General features: G+C 62.1%; 13 protein-coding genes, 1 pseudogene and 1 riboswitch. Of the genes and pseudogenes, 4 read left to right on the forward strand and 10 right to left on the reverse strand.

Annotation, left to right across the window (positions count from 1 at the left end; all coding sequences use genetic code 11):
• The 6 genes and pseudogenes from Q3Y53_RS11545 to Q3Y53_RS11570 form a co-directional block, all read right to left on the reverse strand.
• Positions 1-205 (reverse strand): annotated as a pseudogene (locus Q3Y53_RS11545) (porin); the annotation flags it as partial.
• 78 nt (positions 206-283) lie between these two features.
• On the reverse strand, positions 284-916 hold the full coding sequence (locus tag Q3Y53_RS11550; RefSeq protein WP_303536207.1) for a HupE/UreJ family protein: 633 nt from the start codon (positions 914-916) through the stop codon (positions 284-286).
• A 7-nt stretch (positions 917-923) separates the two neighbouring features.
• Positions 924-1,073: riboswitch (cobalamin riboswitch) on the reverse strand.
• A 27-nt stretch (positions 1,074-1,100) separates the two neighbouring features.
• Positions 1,101-1,352 carry a hypothetical protein gene (locus tag Q3Y53_RS11555; protein ID WP_303536209.1) on the reverse strand — a complete coding sequence of 84 codons (252 nt, stop codon included), beginning with the start codon at positions 1,350-1,352 and terminating at the stop codon, positions 1,101-1,103.
• Positions 1,349-1,657, reverse strand: a complete 309-nt coding sequence (locus tag Q3Y53_RS11560; protein ID WP_303536212.1) for a hypothetical protein — start codon at positions 1,655-1,657, stop codon at positions 1,349-1,351. The genes Q3Y53_RS11555 and Q3Y53_RS11560 overlap by 4 nt, the downstream gene beginning before the upstream one ends.
• Before the next feature lie 34 nt (positions 1,658-1,691).
• The gene (locus Q3Y53_RS11565; RefSeq protein ID WP_303536217.1) at positions 1,692-2,396 is read right to left on the reverse strand and encodes a 16S rRNA (uracil(1498)-N(3))-methyltransferase; all 705 of its coding nucleotides are present in this window, start codon (positions 2,394-2,396) and stop codon (positions 1,692-1,694) included.
• An 81-nt stretch (positions 2,397-2,477) separates the two neighbouring features.
• The gene (locus Q3Y53_RS11570) at positions 2,478-2,783 is read right to left on the reverse strand and encodes a hypothetical protein (protein WP_226424146.1); all 306 of its coding nucleotides are present in this window, start codon (positions 2,781-2,783) and stop codon (positions 2,478-2,480) included.
• Positions 2,784-2,893: 110 nt separating this feature from the next.
• Here Q3Y53_RS11570 and Q3Y53_RS11575 point away from each other — a divergent pair, with 110 nt between their 5' ends.
• The gene (locus Q3Y53_RS11575; protein ID WP_303536222.1) at positions 2,894-3,397 is read left to right on the forward strand and encodes an HdeD family acid-resistance protein; all 504 of its coding nucleotides are present in this window, start codon (positions 2,894-2,896) and stop codon (positions 3,395-3,397) included.
• Positions 3,398-3,477: 80 nt separating this feature from the next.
• On the opposite strand, the gene Q3Y53_RS11580 is transcribed toward Q3Y53_RS11575, so the two are convergent.
• Genes Q3Y53_RS11580 through Q3Y53_RS11590 form a run of 3 tightly spaced genes read right to left on the reverse strand, consistent with a single transcriptional unit; the run spans position 3,478 to position 7,926 of the window.
• The gene (locus tag Q3Y53_RS11580; RefSeq protein ID WP_303536225.1) at positions 3,478-3,762 is read right to left on the reverse strand and encodes a hypothetical protein; all 285 of its coding nucleotides are present in this window, start codon (positions 3,760-3,762) and stop codon (positions 3,478-3,480) included.
• A 24-nt stretch (positions 3,763-3,786) separates the two neighbouring features.
• Positions 3,787-7,422, reverse strand: coding sequence for a hydantoinase B/oxoprolinase family protein (locus Q3Y53_RS11585; protein ID WP_303536228.1), 3,636 nt, complete (start codon positions 7,420-7,422; stop codon positions 3,787-3,789).
• A 42-nt stretch (positions 7,423-7,464) separates the two neighbouring features.
• Positions 7,465-7,926: a hypothetical protein gene (locus Q3Y53_RS11590; protein WP_303536230.1), complete on the reverse strand. Its 462-nt coding sequence runs from the start codon at positions 7,924-7,926 to the stop codon at positions 7,465-7,467.
• A gap of 179 nt (positions 7,927-8,105) precedes the next feature.
• On the opposite strand from Q3Y53_RS11590, the gene Q3Y53_RS11595 reads away from it, so the two are divergent.
• From Q3Y53_RS11595 to Q3Y53_RS11605, 3 genes are read left to right on the forward strand one after another with little or no spacing between them, the layout of a single operon-like run.
• Positions 8,106-9,062 carry a permease gene (locus Q3Y53_RS11595; protein WP_226424151.1) on the forward strand — a complete coding sequence of 319 codons (957 nt, stop codon included), beginning with the start codon at positions 8,106-8,108 and terminating at the stop codon, positions 9,060-9,062.
• Between the two features lie 13 nt (positions 9,063-9,075).
• Positions 9,076-9,729 (forward strand): TIGR03943 family protein, encoded by a 654-nt coding sequence (locus Q3Y53_RS11600; RefSeq protein WP_303536232.1) that lies wholly within the window; start codon positions 9,076-9,078, stop codon positions 9,727-9,729.
• Positions 9,726-11,048, forward strand: a complete 1,323-nt coding sequence (locus tag Q3Y53_RS11605; RefSeq protein WP_303536234.1) for a hypothetical protein — start codon at positions 9,726-9,728, stop codon at positions 11,046-11,048. Before Q3Y53_RS11600 ends, Q3Y53_RS11605 begins: the two co-directional genes overlap by 4 nt.
• A 63-nt stretch (positions 11,049-11,111) precedes the next feature.
• On the opposite strand, the gene Q3Y53_RS11610 is transcribed toward Q3Y53_RS11605, so the two are convergent.
• Positions 11,112-12,185 carry a hypothetical protein gene (locus Q3Y53_RS11610; protein WP_303536237.1) on the reverse strand — a complete coding sequence of 358 codons (1,074 nt, stop codon included), beginning with the start codon at positions 12,183-12,185 and terminating at the stop codon, positions 11,112-11,114.
• Positions 12,186-12,237: the final 52 nt, after the last annotated feature.

Below are 12,237 nucleotides of genomic sequence, written 5' to 3' on the forward strand. Positions count from 1 at the left end.
CCAGGTTGGCCAGAGCCTGATAGGCCCAGTCGGTGGGGTAGACGTCGGAGAATTGGGTGACGCTGGTGACCTGATCAAGGCTGTTGCCACTGGATGTGGCCGCGTAATCAGAAACGCCGTTGATGTTCAGCTCGGCGGCATTAGCGCCGGTGGCCAGAAGGCCAAGGGCAGCAGGAGCCATCAGCAGTTGCCGAACAAGCGTCATGGGTCATGGGCGATGTGCCCATGATGCAACATCCCTCTCTTGGCGTCAAGCCATCTGGGCAGGACGCAACAAGGGGTTTCAGTCGATCAGAGCCACCCAGGCAAAGGCCATGCCGATGCCCATCCAGATACCAGCACCAAGCCGTTGCCCCTGGGAGCCGAGGCGCTCCAACAGGTTCTTGGACCAGTTGCTCACCACCAGCAGCAGTGCGCCTTGGCCGATCAGAAGGCCCAAGAAATAGGTGAACAGGGGAGTGGGTTCTGCTCCAACGATGGTGCTGCCCAGCAGAAAACCATGCAGGGCCACCAGCGGCAGCAACCAACGGGTGGAGGCCACGGTGAGAGCCATCAAACCCTCCGCCACCAGGCTGAGGGAAACCATGGCCTCCGCCCAGGGAGCCACGGCATCCGGCAGGGGGATGAACTGCGACAGAACACTGCCGCCCAGGCCAGCAGCCAGCAGAGGAATCACCCAGGCGCGGGGACGTTGCAGGCCGATGAAGGCGATGGCCAGCAGAAACAGGAGATGGTCAGGACCCAGAAGCGGGTGACCAATGCCACTGAGCAATCCCTGCAGGGGGGTGAGAGCAGTGCTGTCGCCCATGCCAAAGGGGTGGTGGGCAAACGCCGGACTGGCCAGGAGAAGAACCGCCAGAAGCGAAGGGCCGGCGATCTGCAGCGGCCTGCGCAGGGCCAGTGGCAAAGAATTCAAAAGTCGATCCTCGTCGGTTTGATCTGGCGGGCGTTCTGACTGACGTGGGCGGAGAGCCGACGTTTCACAGCTGCGGGACAGCGGCAGATTTTCACTGCTCTTTCCCCGTTTCCTCCAGCGGCTGTTCCCCGCTGAAACCAGCACCCCACCCTACCGGCGCCTGGCCTTCGCGCCTGATCAACGTTTATTCGGTCTGTGACGATGCATCGGCAAGATCGGTGGTGTGGAAATTCCAGCGATCACCGTCTTCCAGCCAGAGCTCCCAGGCCAGGCGGCGGCCGCTCCGTTTCAATCGCAGCTGGCCGCCAAACCCAGCGGGAGACGGCTGATAGAGCTCGGTGATGTCATCAACAGGGGCTCCATCCCGGCTGAACACCTGCTCGACCTGCTCACCAAGCCGGGCCGTCAGGTCGTTCCGCAAATCATCAACTGTCACGCCTGCTGGCTCGTGAAATCGAGCACCAGATCGCCGACGTCATCACGACTGATCCGAAATCCGAAGCCATCAACGGTTCCGGTCCACAGGCCTGCATCAAGATCCGCCTCGATTCCCTCCAGCTGCTCCACCTTGTGATCGAAGAGCAGGCCGAAGCAATGGGCGGCGACCTGCGCGGCCTGGGACGCATCCATTTCATCCAGTTCGTGGGCTTCCACCGGACACCCATCGAGCAGTTCGGCATCGATGACGTTGCCGGACCCGACGTCCTCCACAAGAGCTTGCAATCCAGCCAGATCGTTCATTGCCGTCGCCGTTGAAGCAACACACGCATCACCATCATCCCTGGGCCAGCGCGGTGGTGAGGGCCGTGTCCACGCTCAAGGTGCGCGATCCCAGATGCACAGGCTGCGCGATCACCGCCTGAGCCAACTCCAGTTCAAACGGCACAAAACCACCCTCCGGCCCCACCATCACCACGGCAGCCCCCGGTGGGGTGTCGCGTAACGGAAGAGAGGCCCCCATCTGGGCCATCCAGCAGGGGCGTCCGGCACAAAGCTCCTTGAGCTGGTCTTCAACAAAGGGGCGATAGCGCCTGTGCTGATGCACCCGGGGCGCCACCGTGTCGCTGGCGCGCTCCATCCCAGCAAGCAGGGCATCGTGAATCTTCTCGGGTGCAAGCAAAGGCGACTGCCAATAGCTCTTTTCAACCCGGGCACTGTTGATCAGATGCAGGTTGGCCACCCCGTATTCGGCCACAGTGCGGAACAGGCGGCGCAGCACCTTGGGCCTCGGCAGGGCCAGAACAATGTCGAACCGATGGCGGGGCGGCGGTGGCTTGTTGAGGTCCACCTCCAGCACCACTGCATCTGCATCCAGCGCACAGATTCGGCCCTGGCCCAGATCGCCATTCAGCTCACCAACCCGGATGCTGTCGCCCACTGCGGCCCGAAGCACCGAACGGATGTGATCCGCCCGCCGATCCACAAGACGAACATTCCGTTCATCCAGCCAATCCGAACGGTTGAAGACAACGATGTTCATGGCTGGATCTCTGGGATCAACAGCACGCCGCCACCAATGGATCCGTCAGTTCAGCACAACAATTTCCCAGGCCCAAAATCCTCAGCAGTGTTCGAACACCCCTGGGATCAACTCCCGCTCGCGGCGCGACTGAAACGCAGCGTCGGCAGCACGCAGCGCCGCGGGATCATCCTGGAACCAGCAGCCATAGAGAAGATTCAGGATCCGATCAACATCGAGATCACGATCAGCCACGTCCTGCCAAAGGCGTTGGCTTAATTCGGCATCAGCCAGCTGAAATTGAGCCTGCGCCAGGCGTCGGGCTGCGTCGAAATGGTCCTGTTGCAACTGCCGCGACGGTGAGTCGTACTGAAGCAACCGTCCCTGGATTGTTTGAAGCAAACCCATGCCATCAGCTTTGCTGCATTCAGATTGAATCCGCAGAGGCCGATCGACAATGGGTCGTCATGCTGATTCTAAAAAAACGGGCCTAAATTCGATTTAGATGACTTGCCGTTATGTCCCCTGAGCGTCAGAGGCAAGTTGCAGCAGCCCTGCTGATTTTGGGTGCCGTGGCTGCGATCCTTCTGCCGTTCATTTCGGCGACGCTGCTCACCCTTGCGCTTGGTGGAATTGCCTTCTCCGCAGGGGTGAGTCAACTGCTGCGGCTCGGCCAAGACCAGGCCAGCGGCAAGTTGTTCCGTCTGCTTTCCGCCCTGCTTTACATCGGTGGGGCACTGTTCATCCTGATTGACCCCATCGAAGGAGAAATCAGCCTGACCCTCTTCGCCGGGGTTGTGGTGTTGGTGGAGGGGATTATGGAACTGGCGGCGGGGGCAAGTTCAAAAGCGCCGATGGCCGGGCTTGTGCTGCTCGATGGCTTGCTCTCAGCAGGCATCGGCCTGCTCTTGGTGCTCGAGTGGCCCAGTGACAGCGTCTGGGCTCTGGGGACACTCTTCGGCATCACCCTGTTCTCATCAGCCCTGAAACTTCTGCAAAAGCCCAGTGGAGCAATGATCTGAATCAGGCTTTTGATCTCCGCAACAGGGAAACTTGAACCTTGGGGTCAGGTTGATCCAAACCAAACAACGGTCAAAGAGCCTTAACAGTCGTCGAATCCCAACAGGATCCTGTCTTGCAAGGCAGCGTGATTGAGGCCCGGACGATGTAACTGCAGGGCCGGAAGAAGATCGAGCACAAGGTTGTTGGCCCGGCGGGATTCAACGCAAACGCCAACACGATCCCCCATAGACCGCGCCAGACGGATCTGATCCATCACCAGCTGCAACTGGAACACCTGCTGATCGAGGCTTTTGGCATGGGCAGCACCGCTGAGGCTGCAGCCCAGCAGCACTCCGAACCACCAACCCTGTGATCGCATCGGCATCACACCACCAGAAGGCATCCCCCCTCAACGTCCCATGCCGCCTCCCCCTGGGGTAAGCAAGCGGATGGCCTCACCCGCCTGGAGCTCCAGCTGCACGGCACCGGGCAGAGGGTGGGCGACACCGTCGCGGTCCAGCCGCAGGTTCTCGCCACAGGCACCACTGGCCCCACCATTGAGCCCGAACGGGGGCACCTGCCGCGAGCCACTGATCAGCGACACATTCATCGGCTCAAGGAAACGGATCGTGCGCTCCAACCCGGCGCCCCCGGGCCAACGGCCCTGACCGCCACTGCCGGAGCGCACCGCGAAGGATTCCAAGCGCACCGGATAACGGCTCTCGAGCACCTCGGGATCCGTCAGCCTCGAGTTGGTCATGTGCGACTGCAGGCCCACCGATCCGGCAAAGCCCTCACCAGCGCCGCCACCACCAGCCACCGTTTCGTAGTACTGGCAGCGGCCATTGCCGAAGCTGAAGTTGTTCATCGTTCCCTGGCCGGCAGCCTGGGCACCGAAGGCCGCAAACAACAGATTGCAGAGGGCCTGAGACACCTCGACGTTGCCGGCCACTACAGCTGCAGGGGAGCAGGGATTCAACAGACAGCCCGCCGGCACCACCAGATCGAGCGGTGCGAAACAGCCCTCGTTCAAGGGGATATCGCTGTCGAGGAGACAACGGATCACGTACAGCACGGCCGCCCGCGTCACCGCCAGAGGGGCATTGAAATTGCCCGGCCGTTGGTGCGATGTTCCGCTGAAATCCAAACGCAACCGTTGCCGTTTGGGATCAAGGCTCACCTGCACCACCAGAGAGGAGCCGTCATCGAGGGCCAACTGATGCCGGGCGTCCGTTAGGCGCAAGAGCAACCGCTGAACACTGCGGGCTGCCTCCTGCTGCAGCAGGGTCATCTGCCGTTGCACCAGGGTCTTACCCTCCCGCTCAACGAGGGATTGCAGCGCCACAATCCCCGCCTGATTGGCCGCCACCTGCGCCTGCAGATCGGCCAACAGTTCCGGAGGGTTGCGGGGCGGCGTCGCCATGCCGCTCCACACCGCTTCCAAATCACCGGCGAGAACCCGGCCCTGACGCACGAACAGCTGGTTGCGGAGCAGCAGGCCCTCATCGGTAATGGTGCGACTGAAGGACGGCATCGACCCGGGAGCGATGCCACCCACATCGGCGTGATGGCCACGGCTGGCCACAAAGAAGCTGGGTTGATCCCCGTTGCAGAACACCGGCGAGATGGCGGTGATGTCGGGCAAGTGGGTTCCGCCATGGAAAGGATCGTTGCTGAGCAGCGTGTCGCCGGGCTGCAGCGGTGCGACATCACCGGTCGCCACCTGGGCCAGCAGGTCGCGAACGCTGTCGCCCATCGATCCAAGGTGCACCGGAATGTGGGGGGCATTGGCCACCAGAGCACCCGTGGCATCGAACAACGCACAGGAAAAATCCAGACGCTCGCGGATGTTCACGGAGCGACTGCTTTGCCGCAGCTGTTCCCCCATCTGTTCAGCGATCGCCATGAAACGGTGGCGAAACAGTTCCGCCTGCAACGGGTCGTGGCCATCGGCCTGTGCCAGCACCGGTGATCCGTCTGCGGGATACGAGCGCTCCAGCAACAGCGTGCCCCCCTCCGCCACCCGGGCCTGCCAGCCTGGCTCCAGCACCGTGCAGCCAGTGGCTTCGGCGATCAAGGCCGGGCCTTCAATCCGCTGATTCAGTGTCAGAGCACTGCGGTTCAGCAACGGAGCCTGCGTCCAGCCGCTCAGCTCCAGGTGCATCGACACCTGCGGGGATGTCTCCACCCCTGGTCTTGGTTCGGCCATCTCAGCTGTGGCTGTGGCATCGAACTGTTGGGGTGCTGTGACCTCAACATTGAGCTGTTCGACGATTAGGGCCTGATCGGCATCAATGCAGTAGCCGTAGCGTTGCTGATGGCTCGCCTGGAAAGCCGAGATCACGGCATCAACGCCTTGCTCGGCGTACCAGGTGAGCACCAGGGTCTGCTCGGCAGAGGGATAACGCAGGGCCAGGTTGACCCAGACCTCTGGCTCGCCCGCATCGGCATCAGCGCGATCCCCCTGGCGACTCAAGGTCTCCTGCGCTTCACCCATCAGCCGCTCCACCTGATCCGGCAGGGCCGCCAACAGATCAGAGGAAAGGGCAACGCCGAGATGCACCTGCCGCCGGCAGCGCTGGCGGGCCTGACCCATACCGAAGGCGGAGAGAACACCGGCCATGGGATGCAACAGCACCGTGTTCAACCCCAGTTCATCCGCCAGGCGACAGGCGTGCTGACCACCAGCGCCTCCGTAGGCCACCAACACCCCGCCGCGAATGTCCTCACCGCGATGCAGCGACACCCTGCGGATCGCAGCGGCCATGGTTTCCACCGCCAGTTGCAACGCCCCAGATGCCACCCGCTCCGAGGTCTGCCCCAGCGCTGCCGCGAGCTCCGCGAAGTGATGCCGCACCACCTCCACATCCGGTGGCAGATCCCCGGACGGGCCGAACACCGCCGGGAAGCGGTCCACCTGAAGCCTCCCCAGCAGCAGGTTGGCGTCGGTGATGGTGAGCGGTCCGCCGGCGCGATAACAGGCCGGGCCCGGTTGGGCTCCAGCGGAGCGGGGCCCAACCCGCAGCCGCTCCCCTTGTAGCTCCAGCACCGATCCACCTCCGGCCGCCACGGTTTCAATCGGGAGACGTGGGGCCAGCAACTGCAGGCCAGCGATCTCGGTCTGTTCTTTCACTTGCCGCAAGGCCTGCGCATCGGCGGAAGCCACGCAGAACACATCCGTCGAGGTGCCGCCCATGTCGAAGCCCAGCACCGGCACCCCGTCAAAGCCGGCCATCCGTGCCGCGGCGATCGCCCCGACCATCCCGGCCGCCGGCCCCGAAAGGATGGTGTCTTTGGCCTTCAGCTTGTCTGGAGCCTGCAACGCTCCGCTGGAGGTCATCACCCGCAGTGGTGTGGCGGCGCCCAACGCCCCTTGCACCTGCTGCAGGTAGCCATCCAGCACCGGATGCACCGCCCCCTCCACCAACGCCGTCTGCCCCCGCGGCACCAGGCGGGGCATCACGCTCACCTGGTGGGAACAAACCACGGTGCGAAAGCCAAGCTCCCGCAGCAATGCGGCGCAGCGCTGCTCATGGACTGGGTTGCGTTGGGCATGCAGTAACGCCACCACGGCGACGTCCAGGCCGGAACGGCGCAACTCCTCAAGACGCCGCCGCAACAGTTGATCCAGCACCAGGGGCTCCACCTCCTCACCCCGGGCATCGAGCCGACCGGCCAGCTCCAGCACCGTTTGCGCCAGGAAGGGGCGCTGGGGCTGCTCAAGCGCGAACAAATCGTCGCGATGTTGATCGCCGATCCAAAGCTGATCCCTCAGCCCGGCATTGGTGAGCAACAGCAACGATGCACCAGCCCCCTCCAGCAGCGCATTGGTGGCCACGGTGGTGCCGAGACGCACGTCGTCGACGTCCCTCAGCGCAATCGTGGAAGAAGCCGACGCCAACATTGCTTCCATGGCCGACACCGCAGGGTCTCCAGCACCGGCCTGCTCCGAGAGCAGCTTGCGCACGTGCAGCTGCCCTTCTGGATCGCGACCGATCAGATCGGTGAAGGTGCCACCGCGATCAATCCAGAAGCACCACCCCATCGCAAGGCGACTGACAACTGGAATCCACCTTGCCGCGCCGACTCAACGACGGGCTACGGCGTACTGATCCCTCCACAGAATCGCCTCCAGAGGGACCACATCCCAGGGCTGAGGAAGCTGAAGGCCAGCATGAACCGCACGGTGCCGGTGCTCACTGATCCAAAGCAGAGAGCCCACAACCCAGTTGGGGAGGTTGGCCAGGAGCCGAGCCTCGAACTCCTGGTCCGTCTCGTGCTCGTCGTAAAGCAGCACCGTCATCACCTCGCGGTCATCCATGGTCCAGCGGACCAGCCAGGTGAGTAGTGGCTCAGGGATCAGCGACTCCCGAAGATCGAAATTTTCCTGAATGGCATGCACCATCTCGTGGCGCAGCACCCGTTCAAGGTCCTGATCAGCACGATGAACGTTGGCATGACAAAGCTCAATCAGATTCGTGCCAGTGATGTAGCCACCCATTAGGCCCGGTTGATCACGGCAGTCACGGGGACTTTCGACAACACTCACACCGGACAGCGCGAGAAAGACAGATAAACCGAGGTCCCACATCCTGCACCTCCTTAAACATCCCTTAAGGATCCAAGCACTGATCTCGCGCGTCTCAACATCTGCTCAACAAAGCGTCTCCTGTCTTTCCTTTCAGGACACAACCTGAGAACGTTGAGTAGCAACTGCCGCCCGAACGCTTGGACAAGCTCGCCACGGCCTGGGCGATCTTTCAGGGGTTGCTGCTGGAAGCCGTTCCGTTTCTGCTGCTCGGCGTTGCCATCGCAGGGCTGGCCCGATGGGCGGTGCCCCCGGGTGCCTGGATCGAACGGCTCCCCAAGAACCCTGTGCTGGCTCCGATCATCGGGGCCCTGATGGGTTTTGCCCTCCCGGCCTGCGAATGCGGCAACGTTCCCGTCGCCCGCCGTCTGCTGGCCAGCGGGGCACCGATGGGCACGGCCTTCGGCTTTCTGTTTGCAGCCCCGGTGCTGAATCCCATCGTGCTGGCCAGCACCTGGGCCGCGTTTCCTGATCAGCCCTGGCTGCTGGTGGCCCGGCCATTGGGGGCCTTTCTGCTGGCGATCCTGCTGAGTCTGTTGCTGGTGCAACTGCCCGAGACGCAGCTCCTGGCAACCGCACTTCTGGAGGAACGCCGCATGAGCCAACCCCTCAGCAATCTGGGGCTGCTCCAGCGCAGCAGTGGTGTGATCGGCGGATCACCCAGCCCCCCCCGATCCATGAGCGGCCGGCGCCTCCAGGCCTGGCAGGTGCTGGACCAGAGCTGCCGCGAATTTCTCGATCTTTTGGCACTACTGGTGCTGGGTTGCGTGATTGCGGCCCTGGTGCAGACCTGGCTGCCACGCAGTTGGCTGTTGGCCGTAGGGGGCGCGCCGACGGCATCGATCCTGGCCTTGATGCTGCTGGCGGTGGTGGTGTCGGTCTGCTCCAGCGTGGATGCCTTTCTTGCCCTGGGGTTTGCGGCTCAGATCACCCCAGGAGCCCTGCTGGCCTTCCTCTTGCTGGGCCCCGTTGTGGATCTCAAACTCGCAGGCCTGTTCACCGTACTGATGCGGCCAAAGGCGATCCTGATCACGGCGATCAGTGCCAGTCTTGGGGTGCTGCTGATCGGTCAGTGGATCAACCTGTGGCTGCTGTGAGGGGCCGGTTGTGTTGAAGCGCGGAACCCTGCTGCTGCTCTGGAGCCTGACGCTGTTGTGGAGCTTCCACAGCGGTCGGCTCGATCTGCTGCTGCGGGGGGTCTTCCATGGCCTGGTGGGGGGCACCGGCCTGATCTTGCTGATGCTGGGCGTGGCCCTTCTGCTGAAAAGAGAGAAGCAAAACGAACGCTGGCGCTTGCCTTGGCTGCTCAGCGGCGTGATGGCTGCGCTGGTGCTGATCCTTCCGCCGAGTCCCTCCTTCAGCGATCTGGCCAGCAACCGCCCCCAGGGCCTGCCCGATCCACCGGAGTTGGCCTTCGTTCTGCCCCCCGAACAACGCAGCCTCACGGAATGGGTGCGCTTGCTGCGCAGCCAGCCCGACCCGGATCTTGTGGCGGGCAATCCTGTGCGCATCAGCGGTTTTGTCTGGAGGCAGCCCGAGGGCCCACCGCTGATCGCCAGGCTCACGGTGCGCTGTTGCCTGGCTGACGCCACGCCCGCTGGTCTGGCGGTGGAATGGCCGGAGTCGTTCACACCAAAAACCAACCAGTGGTTGGCCATCGAGGGAACGATGAGCGTGCAAACCCGAAGCGAACGGCGCCTCCCCGTCGTGATTCCCCAAAACATCACGCTGATTGCGAGGCCCGAGCGGCCCCTGGAACCATGACGCGGCGGCCCTTGCTGCTGATGCTCATGGCCTGTGCTGCGGTTCTGGCGCAGCAACAGCTGCTCTTGCGACAGCCTCCCCGGCTGCTGCGCCTGGTGCCGCAACAGGTGCAAAGCGGCAGCGCAGCTCTGGATCTGCAGTTCAGTCGCCCGATGAATCGGCCCCGTGTCAACGAGGCCACCCGAATCACTCCAACCGTGCCCCATCAATGGCTCGGGGAGACGACACCGCTGCGGATGGTGATCGATGCGGAGGTCGTGCTCACGGCTCCGCTCGAGCTATCGATCGCAGGGGCGGACCAACGCGGACTGCCGCTGGGAGAACAGCAATGGTGGTGGGACCCGAGACCCTGGCTGATCGCGACGCGGCCTGTGCCGGGAGGCGAGCAGGTTCAACTGCAGACGCGATCGGGAGAGTGGATGCCGATCAGTCGGGTCTGGCCCGCCATCCCCAGCGTCGTCCCCCTTGGGAATGGCCGGGGTATTGCGCTGGTGGGACGCGATCAGAACGGCACCGAACAGGTGTGGTGGGACCAGCTAAAGCCCCGCAGCACGGCCAACCGTCTGGCGGCCTTGGGGCCGCCGACGCTCAGCCGCACGGAACCGCTGTTGAAAGGGGAGGTGCTCTTCGCCCATCTCAGCAGCAATCTCAATGGCGATCTGCTGGTGCAGAGCGGTGGGTTCCAGCCGGGCAGCGACCAAGCCCTGTTGCTGCAGGCCGATGGCAAACGGAAGGCTCTGGCACTGAAACCCTCCGGGCCGATGCAGTTGCTGCCGGCTGGAGGGGGCGTAGTGATGCCCACCTATGACGGTCTGAGCCTTCGGCCCCTGCAAGCAACCGAGCAAAAGCCGCAGATGCTGCCGGGGAGCCGGGAGCTGGGGGCCTTCTGCGGTGCCTCAGGACGGGCCGTGCTGGTCCGGCACTGGCCGGATTACAGGCGCTCGATTGAGCTGGTGGTTCCAGGGCAAGCGCCGAAGCAACTGCACCTCGGTGATCAAGCGGTGCTGGGGGTGGCCTGCGACAACCGCGGCAAACGGATCTGGGCTGTTCTGGGGCGATGGGAACAGCAACGGGGCAATCACGAACTGGTGCTGATCAGCGACGCGGGAGAGATGACACAACGCAGGGTCCTGGCGCCATGGACGCTCAAGGCGGGCAGCCCCATCCAGTGGAACCCGGTGACGAACCAGCTGTTGATGACGCTGACGCGACCGAACCAAAGCCATGCCCGTGCCGGCCTGATCGATAGCGACAGCTTGAAGCTCATCAAGGTGATCAACACGCCCATCAGCGAAGCCCAGTGGCTGCATGCAGGCTGAGCAATAAAAAAAGAGGGCAAAACTGCCCTCCTGATCAAACAAATTTCAACCGACTGTTGAGACTTAGAAGGTGAATGTCACGCCAGTGCCGACATGGTGCTGCCAGCCTTCACCCCAGCCCGGCGCATCTTCCCAGCTGTAGGTCTGCTGCCAGTGGACAAACAGCGTTGCATCACCGACGGGAACCGAAAGTTCGATTTCACCAGCCAAGTCTGTGCGCGGATCCAATCCTGCGTAGCTGCCGGGGACATAGAAACGAGGGCCAGCCTCAATCATCAAGGAGATTTCATCACCGCCGAATGTGAATCCCAAGCCCACACGAGGATCGGTGTAGTTGCCCACATACATTCCATCAGACTCCCAACCCTGACGGTGATCAACTGATAGGTAAACACCATTCACCAGATCCTCGATACCATCGCCGAGGGCAAAGTTCACATCTCCATCACCAAGAGCCCAAGTCACTTTTGCCCCAAGCTCATTCTTCAAGCCCTGAATATCCTCACCTTGATCCTTAGTGACGTAATAAGGATTCCAAGAAAGAGCAATGCTTAAGCGGTCATTGGGTGCATAACGGGCCTGAAGAAAGCCCTTGATATCGGTACGTTTGAAGTCGGTGTCATGGCTGTGGTCATGACCATGATCATGACCTTCGTGATCATCGTGATCGCCATGATCCTCTTCATGGTCATCATGATCTTCTTCATGGTCATCATGATCTTCTTCATGGTCATCATGATCCTCTTCATGGTCATCATGATCTTCTTCATGGTCATCATGATCTTCTTCATGATCATCGTCGTGATCATCGATATGAACCTTGCCGTAAAAGTGTTCAGCCTCTCCCCAAACCAAAGCAGGCCCAATGGCAGCTTCGATCGCGAAAGAGCCGCCATTATCGAGGCCCCACTCAAAAACGCCACCAAACATGCCATCAATGGCGTAATGCTTGGGATCTCCCTCAAGGTTGATATCAAAACCACCATGCCCTTCGATGGTGATGATGGGAGTGAAGTCGAATTCACCGGCCTCAAGAGACTCTCCACCACCACCATGGGAGCCATGGGCCTCGGCAGGTGACATCGAGGCGAACGGGCTCAACAGAAGAGCCAGAAGAGCAAGACGTGAACGGAACATGAGACGAGAAGAGACGGAAGAGAAAAAGATCAGAGAGGAAAGCGGCGTTATG

The organism is Synechococcus sp. YX-04-1 (genome assembly GCF_030546365.1).
In the GTDB taxonomy this organism is placed as follows: domain Bacteria; phylum Cyanobacteriota; class Cyanobacteriia; order PCC-6307; family Cyanobiaceae; genus Parasynechococcus.

Excerpts from the sequence above, each read along its gene's own strand:
- Q3Y53_RS11560 (WP_303536212.1), bottom strand. The coding sequence starts at position 1,657 with ATGAACGATCTGGCTGGATTGCAAGCTCTTGTGGAGGACGTCGGGTCC.
- Q3Y53_RS11565 (WP_303536217.1), bottom strand. The coding sequence starts at position 2,396 with ATGAACATCGTTGTCTTCAACCGTTCGGATTGGCTGGATGAACGGAAT.
- Q3Y53_RS11570 (WP_226424146.1), bottom strand. The coding sequence starts at position 2,783 with ATGGGTTTGCTTCAAACAATCCAGGGACGGTTGCTTCAGTACGACTCA.
- Q3Y53_RS11575 (WP_303536222.1), top strand. The coding sequence starts at position 2,894 with ATGTCCCCTGAGCGTCAGAGGCAAGTTGCAGCAGCCCTGCTGATTTTG.
- Q3Y53_RS11580 (WP_303536225.1), bottom strand. The coding sequence starts at position 3,762 with ATGCCGATGCGATCACAGGGTTGGTGGTTCGGAGTGCTGCTGGGCTGC.
- Q3Y53_RS11585 (WP_303536228.1), bottom strand. The coding sequence starts at position 7,422 with ATGGGGTGGTGCTTCTGGATTGATCGCGGTGGCACCTTCACCGATCTG.
- Q3Y53_RS11605 (WP_303536234.1), top strand. The coding sequence starts at position 9,726 with ATGACGCGGCGGCCCTTGCTGCTGATGCTCATGGCCTGTGCTGCGGTT.
- Q3Y53_RS11610 (WP_303536237.1), bottom strand. The coding sequence starts at position 12,185 with ATGTTCCGTTCACGTCTTGCTCTTCTGGCTCTTCTGTTGAGCCCGTTC.